This is a genomic window from Salmonella sp. 32031103-2018-00083-FB-01-SM-01 (assembly GCF_017571995.1).
GTDB lineage: Bacteria > Pseudomonadota > Gammaproteobacteria > Enterobacterales > Enterobacteriaceae > Salmonella > Salmonella enterica.
On the sequence record NZ_JAGEQL010000001.1, the window covers coordinates 656,813 to 673,661 of the forward strand.

14 protein-coding genes are annotated in these 16,849 nt (G+C 48.2%); 7 read left to right on the forward strand and 7 right to left on the reverse strand.

What is annotated here, in order from left to right:
- Nucleotides 1-758: 758 nt before the first annotated feature.
- From J4614_RS03215 to J4614_RS03240, 6 genes are all read left to right on the forward strand, one after another.
- Nucleotides 759-1,520 (forward strand): transporter substrate-binding domain-containing protein, encoded by a 762-nt coding sequence (locus J4614_RS03215; RefSeq protein ID WP_000897695.1) that lies wholly within the window; start codon nucleotides 759-761, stop codon nucleotides 1,518-1,520.
- A 6-nt stretch (nucleotides 1,521-1,526) separates the two neighbouring features.
- Nucleotides 1,527-2,174, forward strand: a complete 648-nt coding sequence (locus tag J4614_RS03220) for an amino acid ABC transporter permease (protein ID WP_000094442.1) — start codon at nucleotides 1,527-1,529, stop codon at nucleotides 2,172-2,174.
- Nucleotides 2,175-2,198: 24 nt separating this feature from the next.
- Nucleotides 2,199-2,930 carry an amino acid ABC transporter ATP-binding protein gene (locus J4614_RS03225; protein WP_001185903.1) on the forward strand — a complete coding sequence of 244 codons (732 nt, stop codon included), beginning with the start codon at nucleotides 2,199-2,201 and terminating at the stop codon, nucleotides 2,928-2,930.
- A complete protein-coding gene (locus tag J4614_RS03230; RefSeq protein WP_000560165.1) occupies nucleotides 2,927-3,607 on the forward strand; it encodes an amino acid ABC transporter permease in 681 nt (226 codons plus the stop codon). The genes J4614_RS03225 and J4614_RS03230 overlap by 4 nt, the downstream gene beginning before the upstream one ends.
- 136 nt (nucleotides 3,608-3,743) lie before the next feature.
- Complete coding sequence (locus J4614_RS03235; protein ID WP_208293061.1) at nucleotides 3,744-5,294, forward strand: glycosyltransferase family 39 protein; 1,551 nt, start codon at nucleotides 3,744-3,746, stop codon at nucleotides 5,292-5,294.
- A gap of 463 nt (nucleotides 5,295-5,757) precedes the next feature.
- Nucleotides 5,758-6,420, forward strand: a complete 663-nt coding sequence (locus tag J4614_RS03240; RefSeq protein WP_001527769.1) for a class I SAM-dependent methyltransferase — start codon at nucleotides 5,758-5,760, stop codon at nucleotides 6,418-6,420.
- Nucleotides 6,421-6,690: 270 nt separating this feature from the next.
- Here J4614_RS03240 and cybB read toward each other — a convergent pair whose 3' ends face one another.
- From cybB to hrpA, 3 genes are all read right to left on the reverse strand, one after another.
- Nucleotides 6,691-7,221 carry a cytochrome b561 gene (gene cybB / locus J4614_RS03245; RefSeq protein WP_094914934.1) on the reverse strand — a complete coding sequence of 177 codons (531 nt, stop codon included), beginning with the start codon at nucleotides 7,219-7,221 and terminating at the stop codon, nucleotides 6,691-6,693.
- 116 nt (nucleotides 7,222-7,337) lie between these two features.
- Nucleotides 7,338-8,138 (reverse strand): YdcF family protein, encoded by an 801-nt coding sequence (locus J4614_RS03250; protein ID WP_086801315.1) that lies wholly within the window; start codon nucleotides 8,136-8,138, stop codon nucleotides 7,338-7,340.
- Between the two features lie 63 nt (nucleotides 8,139-8,201).
- Nucleotides 8,202-12,104: an ATP-dependent RNA helicase HrpA gene (gene hrpA / locus J4614_RS03255; protein ID WP_058111846.1), complete on the reverse strand. Its 3,903-nt coding sequence runs from the start codon at nucleotides 12,102-12,104 to the stop codon at nucleotides 8,202-8,204.
- A gap of 200 nt (nucleotides 12,105-12,304) precedes the next feature.
- Here hrpA and azoR point away from each other — a divergent pair, with 200 nt between their 5' ends.
- Nucleotides 12,305-12,910, forward strand: a complete 606-nt coding sequence (gene azoR, locus J4614_RS03260) for an FMN-dependent NADH-azoreductase (protein ID WP_114047141.1) — start codon at nucleotides 12,305-12,307, stop codon at nucleotides 12,908-12,910.
- Here the strand turns inward: azoR and J4614_RS03265 are convergent.
- From J4614_RS03265 to J4614_RS03280, 4 genes are all read right to left on the reverse strand, one after another.
- The gene (locus J4614_RS03265; RefSeq protein ID WP_001518898.1) at nucleotides 12,907-13,356 is read right to left on the reverse strand and encodes a GFA family protein; all 450 of its coding nucleotides are present in this window, start codon (nucleotides 13,354-13,356) and stop codon (nucleotides 12,907-12,909) included. The two genes, azoR and J4614_RS03265, sit on opposite strands and share 4 nt — an antisense overlap.
- Nucleotides 13,357-13,499: 143 nt before the next feature.
- Nucleotides 13,500-13,823: a YdbL family protein gene (locus tag J4614_RS03270; RefSeq protein WP_000760345.1), complete on the reverse strand. Its 324-nt coding sequence runs from the start codon at nucleotides 13,821-13,823 to the stop codon at nucleotides 13,500-13,502.
- A gap of 7 nt (nucleotides 13,824-13,830) precedes the next feature.
- Nucleotides 13,831-14,022, reverse strand: coding sequence for a YnbE family lipoprotein (locus J4614_RS03275; RefSeq protein ID WP_000784063.1), 192 nt, complete (start codon nucleotides 14,020-14,022; stop codon nucleotides 13,831-13,833).
- Complete coding sequence (locus tag J4614_RS03280; protein ID WP_208293062.1) at nucleotides 14,022-16,658, reverse strand: YdbH family protein; 2,637 nt, start codon at nucleotides 16,656-16,658, stop codon at nucleotides 14,022-14,024. The genes J4614_RS03275 and J4614_RS03280 overlap by 1 nt, the downstream gene beginning before the upstream one ends.
- Nucleotides 16,659-16,849: the final 191 nt, after the last annotated feature.

Below are 16,849 nucleotides of genomic sequence, written 5' to 3' on the forward strand. Positions count from 1 at the left end.
TGTGAACACGATTAAAATGGGTAAAGCCACCAAAAATGTTACCACCTTAACCATTGCCAGGATAACTTAATGAAGAGCCCTCTTTATTGCTGTTTGTTATCCGGTTGGCAGTCTCAGTTTTGGATTTATTTATCGTATTTATATTTATTACATAAGATGTACGATGTTAATTTGAGAATTTTATCTCGACAACCGCATATATTAAGATATTTCTGAATTAAGATTATTGTCGATTAAAACAAGTTAACGTTTTGATAAACATAACAACATCGTCAGAACTCCTGATTTGTTGTCGTTTGTTCATAGGATAAATAATTTATATGCTTGCAAATATAGATAGCACGCAAATCAAATTAGCTCAGAAAATGTATTTGACAAGCAAAGATAAGTCTTTATATTGGCCCTGGATAGAGTGGCAAGATGATACTTAGAGACATTAAATACACCGTCACTGAAGCAATTATCTGCTTATCATGTAAATATGTATGCGTAAATGGAGCATAAACTATGTCCAGTATACTAATGTCTATGGTATTTTTACATTTTCACCTTTCATGGGGTCGCTGCACTCATATCCAGTTGATATCTCATGGTATATTCAATCCATTCCCTTTGATGATTCCTGTCAAACCTCCTGATTAAATTAGTTAACAGCGATGGAATACATAACGTTAAGTACTTTACGCCTGCAAATGTCAGGTTCACGCCCTAATGCTTAATTTATAATACACATTACCTTACTACAGGAAATAGATAGCATGTTATTCAAAAAAATTGGCTTATCGATGATAGTGTTGGGAATAATGTCGTCTTCAGCTTTTGCTGATAGCATCGTTGAAGGGAAAACACTCAATGTCGCAGTATCACCGGCCTCTCCCCCTATGTTATTTAAAAGTGCTGATGGCAAATTGCAGGGGATAGATCTGGAGCTTTTTTCGTCTTACTGTCAGTCACGGCATTGTAAGCTAAACATCACCGAATATGCCTGGGATGGAATGCTTGGCGCAGTGGCGAGTGGTCAGGCAGATGTCGCATTTTCGGGAATTTCAATCACAGATAAACGTAAGAAAGTTATTGATTTTTCTGAACCTTATTACATCAACTCTTTTTATCTGGTCAGTATGGCTAATCATAAAATAACGCTCAATAACCTCAATGAATTAAATCAATATTCTATTGGATACCCTCGAGGAATGGCTTACTCCGACCTTATCAAAAACGATCTGGAGCCCAAAGGATACTACTCGTTAAGTAAAGTAAAATTATATCCAACATATAATGAGACGATGGCTGATCTAAAAAATGGTAATCTTGATCTGGCTTTTATAGAAGAGCCGGTTTATTTTACCTTCAAAAATAAGAAAAAGATGCCGATAGAAAGTCGTTATGTTTTCAAGAATGTTGATCAGCTTGGCATTGCCTTTAAGAAAGGCTCTCCCGTGCGCGATGATTTCAACTTATGGCTTAAAGAGCAAGGGCCACAAAAAATATCTGACATCGTCGATAACTGGATGAAATAGTAAGCTATGTCATCAGGTAATATGCTGGCTATCTTTTATTTCCTATTGGAAGGGATTGGTAATACGCTGCTTGTAACCTTTACCTGTTTTCTCTCAGCGTTTTTTACCGGGCTTACAGTCGCCGTATTACGGCGACTATCCCCCCTTCCACTACAGAAGATACTCGACGCAATGGTCTTTATTCTTCGGGGAATTCCAATACTTATTGCTGTTTTTCTTGTTTATTTTGGATTGCCATCGATTGGCATATATGTTTCACCTCTGGTAGCCATGAACCTCAGCGTCGGCTTAATCAGCGGGAGTTATCTTGCCGAGGTGTTCAGAGGGGCGCTTAAATTAGTTGAGCCATTCGAAATCACGGTAGCGAAAGTAGCAGGAATGCGTCAATTACAGATTATATTAAATATTGAGTTGCCACAGATGTTGCGATTTTCTGTGCCCGGTATTATCAATGAGTTTTCTTCTGTATTAAAAGCGACGCCCTTTGCTTATACTGTAGGTATCGCTGAAATAACGAAGCAGGCAATGTCACTGACAGCCATCACGCTGAACGGGTTACAGATCTATACTCTTGCCGGGGTATTATATTTCATTATTTATAAAATTTTTACTCTTCTGGCCGGAGTGTTTGAGAAAAAATATCGCATCAGTTGAAGCATAAAAATAGAGGTGATACTCATGGCTTTACTGGAACTAAAAGAGATAAGTAAGGAATATTCAGGAAAAAAGGTTCTTGATACGGTTAGTCTAAAAATTCAATCGGGAGACATGAAAGTAGTCATGGGGCCATCGGGTTGTGGAAAAACGACGCTTTTACGCTGTCTGCTTCGATTAGAAGAGCCTGATTATGGTGATATTTATTTTCACGGGAGAAATATTTATGACAAGGAATTTACTATTCTTGAGTTCAGAAAAAAAGTTGGTTGTGTCTTCCAGAATTACGCTTTGTATCGCCATCTTAACGTCATGGATAATATTACCCTTGCCCTATGTAAAGTGTTTGGCATGCCGGGACAACTAGCCCGGGAGAAAGCCTTACATGAGCTACAAAAACTTGATATGGTCTCGCATAGCGCGAAATACCCTTCGCAATTATCGGGCGGGCAGCAACAGCGCGTCGCCCTGGCCCGTACAATGGTCACCGACCCAGAACTCATTATTTTTGATGAGCCGACGTCTGCGCTTGATCCGCTCATGACTCGTGAAGTCGGAATGTTGATCAAGCAACTTCACGACAATGGCGTCACTATATTATGCGTCACTCATGATATTCGCCTCGCCAGATTACTAAGCGATAACGTAACGTTTCTTAATCATGGCAAAATTCGTGCAGAAGGCGCTTTTACCGATCTTGCTTTACGAGAAACGGATCCAGATATCCACTGTTTTTTTAGCGAGGCACAACGATGATCGCTGGCTGGTCTCTCTTCTTTAATGACCTGACTGAACAACTGCCACTTGTTGTGGACGGTATTAAAGAAACCTGTAAACTTGCGCTGATTGTTTCCATCACCGGTTTTTTGTGGGGAATTATTATTTTCTTTCTGAGCCTGAGCCATCGCCCCGTGGTAAAAGCCATAACTCGACTGTACATGGATTTCTTTATCGGTACGCCACTCATTCTTATTCTGTTTGTTATCTATTATGGTTTACCTCAATCTGGCATTCACCTGTCCTCTTTTACCGTGGCGGTTACAGGGTTTACTTTAAACGTCGGCGCATATAATGCCGCGTACATGACAACGGCCTATAACGCATTGAATAAATATGAAACGGAGGCCGCAGTCGTTCAGGGGTTGAACAAACGGCAGGTCTTTTTGTGGATTATACTGCCTCAGGTATTGCTGTCTTCCATTCCAGCCTTAACGAATCAGGTGATTAATAACCTTAAAGACAGCACCATCGTTTTTCTTATCCAATATACTGAGTTTTTCGCGCGAATTCAGGAGGTTGCTGCAACCAGCTTTAAATTCTTCCATGCTTACCTTTTTGCCGCCATAGTGTACCTTATTGGCGTTACCTTTATTGTCGGTTTGACCCGGTTTTTAGAGCATAGACTGCTTCGCCATTACGGTCAGGATTACTGAGTTGCACTGCACTATTCTGATTAATTCATCGCTGACATTATCAAAGTTATTTTTATTTAGTGTTGGTTAAGATTTTAACCTTCATTATTGCGTTAGGTGTCCATTCTGGTCTAAGTCTTACTCCATTGAGGATATTATGGCGCTACCACAACTATCAATATGGCAGCCCGGCGATGGGTTAAGAAAAATAAAGTATAAATATCATGTTTGTCTCATTGTCATATTCTCCCTCCTTATACGGTTGCTGTTTATAACTGACCGCTACCTTTGGTGTGACGAAGCGTCCAGCGTGCTGATTAGTCGACATAGCGTAGATAATCTGCTATTCCATGCCGCTTTTGACGTGCATCCCCCGCTTTATTATCTGTTACTGCATGACTGGATCATATTATTGGGTGATAGCATTGCAGCGGTACGCTCTCTCAGTCTACTCTTTGGGATCCTGACAGTTGTGCTGGTTATCGCGCTTACGCGATGGCTGGCAAATGAGCGTACAGCCTTATTGGCGGGATGGTTCGCCGCCTTGATGCCGATGGCAGTCCATTACAGTCAAGAAACGCGCATGTACGCGTTAATGGGAATGCTAACGCTCGCTGCCGCGTTAGCATTGATGATGTGGATAAAAACACCTACCCATAATCGCTATCTTGTCGCGTATGCTTTACTTATGACGTTCAGTTTTTACACCCATTATTTTACCCTGTTTGCACTTATTGCCCACTGGCTCGCAGTAACAATATTATCCTGCCAAAGCCATAAAACGGCCTGCTACCTTAAACTTCCTGGCTGGTGGTTTGCTAACCTGGCGATTGCTGTCGCTTATCTCCCCTGGTTGCCCGTATTGTTTAATTTACTGACTCATCTGGCGCAGTTGAGAGCCGGTAATGATATCGGTTGGATTCCCCCCGTAACATGGCGTGATCTGCCTGCAATGTACTGGCATTTCTTTACCGGAAACAACGGACAGGGTTTTCCGTCGATCATTCTGTGGCTGGCTGTGGGAAGTTTTATCGGTACTGTGGGGCGAATATCTTTATGCAACGGAGAATATGAAAGATATCAGCTGATATTATTTTGTAATCTGGTCATCCCTGTAATGCTGGTCTTCATCATTTCCTGGTGGATGCCGTTATTTATCGATCGTTATTTCTTCTTCTCATCGCTGAGCATTCCTCCCCTGCTCGCGGTATTACTTACCCGCGCAAAAAAAGCGGTTTGTGGCTTCGGTTTTATCTTATTCACCTTATTATTCGGCTATGGTTCATATCATAATAATCCTGAGCACATAGACGAGTTTAAACCATTGGTAAACTATATTAATACCCGTCACCAGCCTAATGATGCCGTGGTAGTCAGTAAAATGTTCGATTATTTAAGTTATGTGTATTATAATAAACGAGATTATCGTGCGTTTCTTTATACACCACCTAACGCACACGGAACATCAGGCAGACCGAATGCCTATGGCTTTGGTTCACTGTTTTATGCGCAAGCCGACCAGACATATATTGATACTCTGACAACGCTTTCAAAAAGTCACCATCGTGTCTGGTTGATAAGCGGCGGTAACTTTAGTCAGGATTACCCCTTGCCGTCAGAATGGCAAAATATCGCAAAATTCAGAAGTGGTAGATTTCAGGTACAATTATTTGTAATACCGACTCAACAGGCGCATCAAATGCAATGATTACCGTTTTTTATCCAGTGCAGTGATAAACAGTACTGCCACTGCCAGACCGCCTAAAAGTAAGGTCCAGCCAAACGCTTCAAAAACCTCAATCATATCGCCTCCGGGTAGGTGATATTAAATCAAGATGGCTATCTCATCGTAACATTTAAAATATCAATTAATGTGCAATAATCGCTTTATATGTATGAATAAATATTGTTCCTCATGTATTTAATTGCATTGCTATTATCATAGGACTCAATATGTGTATATTAACGATTATTAATTATCAGCTTATAATAATATGAATGTCCAATTCATTTATCAGCTATTATTATCCTCTACCTTCTTTAAGATAGCCGCTTAATTCATAATATCGCCTTTATTCGTCGCATTAAATTACTCACTCACCTGATTAATGCTTGCCTAACGATTGCTTCGTTGTTTTAATTCCAGCGCGAAATTATTTAGTGAGAGAACAATGAAGCATACACAACAATCAGGCGCAAAAGTCTATAACCCATTCACGCTTAGCTTATATGACTGGTGGGTACTCAATATCTCAAACAAATATGCCTGGAAGTGTCCTACTGATACGCGACTACTTCCTTTCTTCCTGCATCACATGGGCGAGACTCACCTGGATATTGGCGTAGGTACAGGTTATTACCTGAAACATGCACCTGCGACTCATGCCATTTCGCTGATGGATTTAAATCCGGATAGCCTGAAAATAGCCGCCAGCCGAGTGGGTAATACGAAAATCCGCGCCACACTACAACACGATGTTTTCGACACGTTCCCGGCGGACTGGCACGGGCGCTTCGATTCCGTTTCGATGTACTATCTTCTGCACTGCTTACCTGGTGAGATGACAACAAAAGCGAAGGCAATTAAAAATGCCAGTATGGCGCTTAAACCCGGCGGCACACTTTTTGGTGCCACGATTCTGGGCAAAGAGGTTCCTCACAATGCTTTTGGCAAGAAATTAATGGCTGTTTATAACAAGAAAGGAATATTCAGTAATACCAATGATTCAGCCGATACGTTACGCAGCGTGTTGGACGAACATTTCGCTAAGGTGACTTTGGAGCAACATGGCGCCGTTGCGCTATTTTCCGCCACTATGCCACGTTCATTGTAAGTGTAGTCACTTCCGGGCGGTCGGCAGCGCGATCATGTGGGTTTAACCCGTTGATTAAACATTGGATTACGGAATAGCAATTGCTTATTTTATTTGTCATACAAATAAGTATAATACCCGCTTCCGATGTAGACCCGTCCTCCTTCGCCTGCGTCACGGGTCCTGGTTAGACGCAGGCGTTTTCTGTATGGAATACGCCATCCCCTCTGATAGATGCCTTGTTTGCCTAAAGCGGTTAACCCCACCAGCGACAAACGTCATGCAGGACGGTCAGTCACGCTTACGCGGCATCATCCGTAACAGCGTATTGTCTTTCCAGAAATAGTGATGCATCAAAGCAGCGATGGCATGAAGTCCAATAACAAAATAGCCCAGATTCGCCAGCGTGACGTGCCAGGATTTCAGCATATCTACGCGTTCAAAGTTAGCTTCGGCGGCATGCGGCATAGTAATACCAAATGCGATCCAGGGATTGCCGCGGTTATACATCATGACCAGACCAATAACAGGCAGCGCGATAAATAACAGGTAAATCACCAGATGTCCTAAATGCGCCATTCCGGTCATCATCGGTTTTGGACGAGGAACAATGGGCGGCGTGGGATATTTCAGCCGAATAATCAAGCGCGCCACCATTAAAAGCAAAATAGTGATACCACATGAAACATGCGTCATATTAAACCAGGGCCGATAACTACGCGGCGCAAAACCGCGTAGCTCCATCGCGGCGTAAGCCACAATAACCAGAAAAAAGACTAACCAGTGAATACCAATTTGCAGGCCGGAATACTTATTGCCCATAGCGCGTCCTGAATGAAAACCGTAAAGCGACAACATAACCAGCTTTTATAAATAATTCATCAAATTTATGAGATGGTGGTCGCACTTGCCCGTTCACCCTCGCAAACGGGCGATTTTTAGCGTAAAGCTCTCTGTTCTAACGCACTGCGCAGCGTCGTATCTGCCTGCAATACCTGCCATGCGTTTTCAATATCGCGTGGGATATCAACGTGAATGATAAAATCTTTACCACGCGGTCCATACCCTGTTTCATCGTCACGCAAACGTGGCAGCTCGCCGGCAATCAGAGACAAATAACGCTCCACCGTCCAGATGCCCTCTTCAACATTGGCAAAACGTGTACCGCCATTAAGGTGGCTCAGTACCGGAACAAAACCAGGAAAACTCAGCCAGCGCGGCGCATCGGTGTCGTCGTTTGTCACGCGCCGGAATGCCGCGATAGTGCGCCGCTGCATGGTGGGGTCTTGCACAACGATAGCCGTGTTAATGTTTTCTTTCGCCTGACGGATCAGTGCGCAGGAGAAACGGGCATTTTCGCCGCAATTAGTTGACCGATCTTCCAGCCAAATTTTCTCAGCCGGAATATGCCAGAACTGGTTCGCGATATCCGCGAGGATAGCGGCTTCAGCGCGTCCGCTTGTGCGAATAGTGTGGTAGCGCGGATGCCGGGCAATCACGGCGTACAAAAACGGCGTCGAATGGCCTATACCGCCGCTAATCAGTAAAGGAACGCCTTGCGCTTTGGCGATGCGACAGGCCGCGTCGATAGTGGGGATCACCGCATTGCCCGCCAGGACGACGCAATCCGACGAATAAGGTTGTTCGCCGGAAAAATCATTTTGCGCCAGCCACTGTCCGACGGTATTCACCGCCAGCAATGTTGCCGCAGAGAGCGCCGGAAATGGCGTTGTATTCATAATTCCTCCTTTTTGTTCCGAACCTGTACCGGATCTCTTTGAAAGACGTCGTCGCCTGGCTTTTTAGGCCGTAATCTGATCCATGGCCTGTAAAATACGCTTATCGGAAATAGGATAAGGCGTACCGAGCTGTTGCGCGAAATAACTGACACGCAGTTCTTCAATCATCCAACGGATCTCTTTAACATCATCATCTTCGCGACGCGCTGGAGGCAATTTATTTATCCATTGTTGCCACGCCTGCTGGACGCTTTCGACTTTCAGCATTTGCGCCCGATCGCGGTGCGGATCGACAGCCAGTTTCTCCAGCCGCTTTTCAATTGCCTGCAGATAACGCAGCGTATCGCCGAGACGTTTAAAGCCGTTGCCAGTCACAAAACCACGGTATACCAGACCGCTCATCTGCGCCTTGATATCGGAAAGCCCCAACGCCATGCTCATATCCACCCGCCCTTTCAGACGCTTATTGATATTGAATACGGTCGTCAGGATGCGCTCAACCTGCTTCGCGATATCCACCACAGTATCATTCAGCTCGGCGCGTACCTTTTCGTGCAGCGCGGTGAAACTTGCTTCGCTCCACACCGGTCCGCCGTTGGCATCTATCAGTTTATCTACCCCGCAGGCAATACAGTCATCAATCAACTCCAGTACTTTGCCGTACGGGTTAAAGTACAGCCCCAGCTTGGCTTTATTCGGCAATTTCTCATGCAGATACTTAATCGGTGAAGGAATGTTGAGCAACAGTAGACGGCGTAAACCGCACCACATCGCCTGTTGTTGTTCCAGCGGATTATCAAACAATTTGATAGCGACGCTGTCACGCTCATCCACTAACGCCGGCCACGCCTTCACTTTATAATTACCGCGTTTCTGTTCGTAGCTTTCCGGCAGCTCGCCGAAACTCCAGATATGCAGCCCGCTCTGCTCGATGCCGTCATCCGCCACCGCCGAGAGCGTCTCCTGCACTTTGCCTTTCAGCGCATTTTTAAGCTCGGCGAGCGAACGCCCTTCCTGCAGTTTCTTGTTTTTGTCATTCACCACGCGAAACGTGATTTTCAGATGCTCGGGCACCTGATCCCAATGCCAGTCTTCCCGGTCGACCGTGACGCCGGTCATCCGGCGCAGTTCACGCTCCAGAGCGTCCAGCAGCGGCAGCTCCAGCGGCGTTACGCGACCTAAAAACGCTTCAGCATAGTTTGGAGCCGGAACAAAGTTGCGACGTACCGGTTTTGGCAACGATTTAATCAGCGCAATAACTAATTCACGGCGCAGTCCTGGGATCTGCCATTCAAAACCGCTCTCATCAACCTGGTTAAGTAGCGGCAACGGAATATGGACGGTCACGCCGTCAGCATCCGCGCCCGGTTCAAATTGATAGCTCAAACGCAGCTTGAGATTGCCCTGGTGCCAGAAATTCGGGTAATCCAGTTTGCTGATTTTTTCCGCGCCTTCTTTAATCAGCATACTTTTTTCAAAGTTGAGCAGATCCGGCGTCTCGCGGCTGATTTTTTTCCACCAACTATCAAAGTGGCGGGCGGAAATAACGTCATGGCTAATACGCTGGTCATAAAACTCAAACAGGGTATCGTCATCCACCAGGATATCGCGGCGGCGAGATTTGTGCTCAAGTTCCTCGACTTCCGCACGCAATTTTAGATTCTCACGGAAGAAGGCATGACGGGTTTGCCAGTCCCCCTCCACCAGCGCATGGCGGATGAACAACTCGCGACACAACGCCGGGTCAATCTGGCTGTAATTCACCTTGCGCGCGGCGACAATCGGCAGACCGTAGACAGTAACCTTTTCCGTCGCCATCACCGCGCCTTGCGCCCGCTCCCAGTGCGGTTCGCTATATGAACGTTTAATCAGGTGCTGGGCTACCGGTTCCACCCATTCTGGCTCAATGCGGGCAGCGATACGCCCCCACAAACGGCTGGTCTCCACCAGTTCTGCGACCATTGTCCATTTCGGCGGTTTTTTGAATAAACCGGATCCGGGGAAAATAGAGAATCGGGCGTTACGCGCGCCGGTGTACTCTTGTTTATCGGCATCTTTCATCCCGATATGCGACAACAGCCCCGTTAACAACGCAACGTGAATTTCCCGGTACTCTGCGGGTTCGCTGTTTACCGGAATCCCCAGTTCTTTTACCACCTGACGCAGTTGGGTATAGATATCCTGCCACTCACGCACGCGTAAATAGTTCAGATAGTCGGTGCGACACAGACGGCGGAATTGATTCGACGACAGGGCCTTTTGTTGCTCGCCGAGGTAATTCCACAGGTTAACAAACGCCAGAAAATCGGACTCCTTATCATGGAAGCGCCGGTGTTTCTCATCGGAAGCCTGCTGCTTGTCCACTGGGCGCTCGCGCGGATCCTGAATAGAGAGTGCGGAAGTAATGATCATCGCTTCGCGCACACAGCCATGCTTTTGCGCTTCCAGAACCATACGCGCCAGGCGCGGGTCGACCGGCAGCTGAGATAATTGTCGGCCCAGCGGCGTCAGCTTATATGCCGTTTGCTGTTCGTCGGCGGTAATCGCCCCCAGCTCTTCCAACAAACGCACGCCATCCTGAATATTGCGCTTATCCGGCGCTTCAACAAACGGGAAGGCAGCGATGTCACCCAGCCCCAGGGCGGTCATCTGCAAAATAACCGACGCCAGGTTGGTACGTAGAATTTCCGGGTCGGTAAATTCCGGACGTGACAAAAAGTCATCTTCCGAATACAGACGAATGCAGATCCCTTCCGATACGCGTCCGCAACGCCCTTTACGCTGGTTGGCGGAAGCCTGTGAGATCGGTTCAATCGGCAGGCGCTGCACTTTAGTGCGGTAGCTGTAGCGGCTGATGCGCGCAGTGCCAGGATCGATCACATACTTGATACCCGGCACCGTCAGCGAGGTTTCCGCCACGTTAGTCGCCAGCACGATACGGCGTCCGCTGTGCGACTGGAAAACGCGGTTCTGTTCGCTGTTCGACAAGCGTGCATACAGCGGCAACACTTCGGTATGCCGTAAGTTCAGCTTGTTCAGGGCGTCGGCGGTATCGCGGATTTCCCGCTCTCCGCTCATAAAAATCAGGATATCGCCGGGACTTTCACGCCCCAGTTCATCAACAGCGTCAAAAATTGCCTGTAGCTGATCGCGTTCAGTGTCGTCAGCCTCTTCCACGATAGGGCGATAACGAACTTCTACGGGATACGTTCGGCCAGAGACTTCGATAATCGGCGCGTTATTAAAGTGGCGCGAGAAACGTTCCGGGTCGATGGTCGCAGAGGTAATAATCACTTTCAGATCGGGGCGACGCGGCAGAAGCTCTTTCAGATAGCCGAGCAAGAAGTCAATATTCAGGCTGCGTTCATGCGCTTCATCAATAATGATGGTGTCATACTGCATCAATAGCCTGTCCTGCTGGATTTCCGCCAGCAGGATACCGTCCGTCATCAGTTTGACCATGGTGTTGCTACTGACATGATCGCTGAAACGAACTTTATAGCCGATGCAGCCGCCAGGCTCCGTTTGCAACTCTTCGGCAATGCGGTTAGCAACGGTGCGCGCCGCCAGGCGACGCGGCTGAGTATGTCCAATAAGTCCTTTAATTCCGCGTCCCAGTTCCATACAAATTTTCGGCAACTGGGTGGTTTTACCGGAACCGGTTTCCCCTGCCACGATCACCACCTGATGATCGCGGATCGCTTCCAGAATGTCCTGTTTTTTCTGGCTAACAGGTAAATTTTGCGGATAAGTGATTGAGGGGCGCGCCGCTTCGCGTAGAGCGACCTGCGCCGCAGCCTGTTCAATTTCTTTCGCCATCGTCTGGAAAATAGCCTGTTGCGCATCAGGATTTTTTACTTTCTTTACGCCATGCAGGCGGCGAGCAAAGCGCTGTTTGTCGCGCAGCATCAGTGCATCCAGCCGCTGCTGTAACACCTGAAGCGTCAACGTAGATTGTTCAGTCATAAAGCTCTTGGGCAGCATTCTGCCTGTTTAAAATCGTTTTAAATGATAGGTATAGAGTACCACATTGGGGCTTTTTTTGTGTTGTTCAATAATTTCGAACAAAGGGTTCGATATATTGCGCTATCCCTGCGACATATTTGTGAATAAAGTGTCAACAAGCAACGGGGCCCGCCCCTTCAAACACATAAAAGGAAACACCCATGAGCAAGGTATTAGTTCTTAAATCCAGTATTCTGGCAGGGTACTCTCAGTCTGGTCAGTTGACTGACTATTTTATTGAACAATGGCGCGAAAAACACGTCGCAGATGAAATTACTGTCCGCGATCTGGCGGCCAACCCTGTTCCGGTGCTGGATGGCGAGCTGGTGGGCGCGATGCGTCCGGGCGATGCGCCTTTAACGCCACGTCAGCAGGACGCTCTGGCGCTGTCTGATGAACTCATTGCTGAACTGAAAGCCCACGACGTCATCGTTATTGCGGCACCGATGTACAATTTCAATATCCCGACGCAGCTGAAAAACTACTTTGATCTGATTGCCCGCGCCGGTATCACTTTCCGCTATACCGAAAAAGGCCCGGAAGGTCTGGTAACCGGTAAACGCGCGGTGGTTCTCTCCAGTCGCGGCGGTATCCATAAAGACACCCCGACGGATTTGATTGCGCCTTACCTGAAAGTGTTCCTTGGTTTTATCGGTATTACCGACGTGAATTTTGTCTTTGCCGAAGGCATCGCCTACGGGCCGGAAGTGGCGGCTAAAGCTCAGGCCGATGCAAAAGCCGCGATTGACTGCGTAGTGGCCGCTTAAATATTTTTGCCTCCCGTTTCGACGGGAGGTGACTTCTTCGGTTCGTAGCGCAAATATCCTACCACGCCGCTACTGCCGCCATCGCTGGGATGCGTTACCCCATCATTGACTTCAACGCAGGCGAAATCAAAAGGCGACACATTTTCGATGCACGCCACATTGACCCCATATTGATCGGGATTGGATCGGCGCTGATGAAAAGTATATATCCCGCATACCGAACAGAAAAAATGCACCGCCTTGCCCGTATTGAAGCGATATTCGGTAAGCTTATCCTGCCCTTTTAGCACTTTAATACCCGATAGCGGCGCAGACACTGCCACCGCTCCGCGCATCCGGCAAAACGAACAGTTGCAGCGCCTGGCGGTATGAAAGCCATCGCTAAGTTGAACGGTAAACACGACGCTGCCACAATGGCAGGCAGCAGATAATTTTTCAGACGTCATACCTGGTTACTCTCGCGAATAGTGATACCAGTCAACAGTATAGAAATGGCGTTTCCGGTTCGCCTAATATAAATACGACCTTCATATTCAGAAATTACCAATATAAAAATGCATTTTGCGGTAAAAAAATTGTCGGAAAGCGGTTATTTACGCATCCATTTGCCATTAATTCCCTGGACATATTCTCCCGGCCTGGCACGCTCAACCAGTTTTTGCCCTGCCATCTTCGCCACCTCGTCCACGGGAAGATGATTGCTATCCGCTAACTGCTGATAACTGGCGCGGCGGGCATGATTGATATCAAGCACCAGCTTCTGGGTTTCGGCATCATTCTTTAAGGCCACCAGATAGCCATTCAGCGTTTCCCCGACCCGGCCCTGCGTGCGCGCTTCGTCCAGGGTTAAGGCCCACACAGAAGGTGTGAGCAAGCTCAGCGTCAGCACCCATAGTATTAAATACTTTTTCATTATGGCCTCAGAATAGATCGCTGCGTGATTTCAGGAGTTCTTCAACGTCTTTATCGACTTTGATATGTATTTCATGCTCGATCTTTACATTCATGTTGATGGTAATCGGCTGTTCCGGCGCGGCGACTTCAATACGTGGCGTGCACCCCACCACGATAAATGACGCAAGCGCTGACAGCATGGCAATACTCATTTTCATTATTTATCCTCACAGTCCTTGTCTTTCCGGCAAGGAGGTTGCGGCAACGCTGTATTTTGTTCAAGCCATGCCTGTAAATTGTCGCCAAAACGCAAACTGCGCCACAGCGTAAACACATTTTCTTCATGGGTATAGTTCAAGTTAACGATCGCGGTTTCACCATCTACCCGGCTTTTGCCGGTAATAGCCGCCTGCATCGTTAGTACGCCCAGGTTATCAACGTTAATTTTCGTCCACGAATGCGTAATCTCCATATAACGTAGCCAGTTAATCGCCGAGCCTGCCGTGACATTATCCTTCACCACCGCATCCGCAGTATCTTTATCGATGCGCAACGTCATTGGCCCGGGATTCGTAAGCCAGCCATCTTTGATTATCCATTTTTCATTGTTCAGCCACAGCGGCAGCGCGCCGCTAACCGGACCAGACATGGCGAATTGCTTTGGATTTATGGCGCTAATCAATTCGCTGGATGAAATATTTTGCACCCGCAAAAGCGCCGGGTCGTGCTGCGGCATTCGCAACTGTTTCATAATGATTTGACCGCCCAGCACGTCTACGCTGACATCGCTTAGCAGTAATGGATTCGACTCGCTCCAGGGATAACCGCCCTGTAAATCAGCAGTGATATTTTTCGCCGTGACCTGGTTGACTATCCCGGCAATACGCAGCGAGACGGGCCCGCGCGTCCCCAATTGCCACGCGCCGTTGTGGAAGCGAAATGGCAGAATGAAATCGACGCCGTTGATTTTGTTATCCGGCATCCAGGCGCTACCGCCTTTTAACACGCCGTGTCCACCTGCTTCAAACCCCTGCCCCTGTGCGGCGGAAAAAGCCACCTGCGCATACAGTGAGCCTTCGCGCAGCGTCATTTTCCAGTCTGGTGGAAGCAACGGCTGGAAAACGATAAGCGACTGCTTCGGCCACCAGGCCTGTCCGCGAAGGCGTTCGCCATCCCAGCGCCCATTCAGCCGTACCGGCCCTATCGCCCCCGCCCGAAGGTCGCCTTTAAACTGGAACAGGGTTGGCTCGCGCCCTTCAACGCTAAAATTAATGGTAGAAGGCGGCAGCACGCTCCCGCTGGTAAATACGGTTTTTCCCGCCTCCAGAGACAGCGCGCCCTGTAGCGACGGCGTTGTGGCGTCGCGAACCCAGACAATAGGTTTATTCAGCGCCAGTCTTGGCGATGTGACGGTCATTGCGCCATAGTGCAACTGATCAAAGCCGGTGGACAAACTGGTCAACCTGATGGTGTTATCATGCCATTCGCCCTGTCCGGCAATATCCCAGCGGGCGCGCATTGGTGTAAAGCTTCCTTGCCCCCAATAGCGCCAACGCCAGCGACCAGCATCAGGGAGAAAATCATTCGCCAGGCCATCAAGATGAAGAACGAAATCGCCCATCTCATTTTCGTGCGCCCGTAAAATAGCCTGTAATCGACCATCAACGCCGCGCGGCGTCACCTTAACGCCCGCCAGCGGCCAACGAATTTCATCAATATCTAACGCATCAATCACCCGTCCGCGCGAGCGTAGCAATGCGCCAGGTGCAAAGGTGAGCTGCGGATCGGCCAGACTGCCGCGGAACATAGCGGGCAATACGGCATAAAAGATTAAATCCTTCTGTTTAGCCTCGCCGGTAAGCTGTAGAGGCATCTCACTGCTATCCATGCTGAGTTTTCCCGGGCCGATAGTCAGTACAGCGTTCGCTTTACCGGCATCGCCCTGGGTCAGAATATTCAGGCGTCCGCTGACTCGCGCATTATCCGGCCCGGCTTGCCAGTTATCGATATTAAAAGCCAGACGTCCGCTCAAGGGGAATCCCTGATATGGCCAGTTCCAGCGGCCATCGCTGATGGTAAGCCGCTGACGCGTTACCGCCCAGGGGAGATCGAGAATCGGGTCAGGATTACCTCGCGCCATCACGATGAGCTGTCCGGCGTTATCACGCCACTCCAGTTCCGCATCCACCAGCGACGGTTCCTGCGGCAGACGCAAGGTCGCTGCCGCATGACCGCTGACCGACAGGCCATCCGGTACCAGCGGCAACATAAACTCCCCCGCCAGGCTAACGGGAGGCTGGTTGGCCAGCGCGGCGATCTCCAGTTGGCTCACCGTCAATGCCTGACCGCGTAACTGCCCTTGAAATTTTACTTTTTCGCCCTGATAACGTATCTGCTGAATGAGCGGCGTCATGGAGATCGCCAGCTTGCCCTGCCATTCCGGCCAGGGCGCGAGAATGACATTATCAATGTTAATCCAGGTATTGGGCAGCATTGACTGCCACTGCGCCAGCGTACGCGGCGCGGCGGGAGAAGCTTCCGAAGCGGGCAGTTTCGCCAGGCACGCGGCATCCAGTTTAAGGCTTTTAATATTCAGCAACCAACGGCTGGGATGCGTCAGTTCCGCCTGGGTAATATGCGCTAACGAACAATCATTGACCAGATAGCGAAGATCGGGAATCACTAACCCATGACGTGTCAAGCGTGGACTTTGTTCCAGAGCGATACGGGTACCGACGGGTAGCCAAATTCCCGCCAGAGTGGGAACCCACAGCCCGAGGGTCATCAGTAGCGTCAGAGGGACAAGAATCAGCAGTAACAGTAGCGCAAGGGCGGCTTTATATTTACCCTTCATGGGCCATTAATTTCCTGATTTAACGAAAAATTCAGTCGGCTATCTCTTTATTTTGGCATGATTGCCCGTACATAGCCTAATAGTTCATGTTGCAAGCGGGTGATGCGTTATGCATGTTGCAGGGGCGCCCTCCGGCTATTTGAGGCGTTGTGGAGAATGATAACCTAAAATTATTCATTATATGTATGACT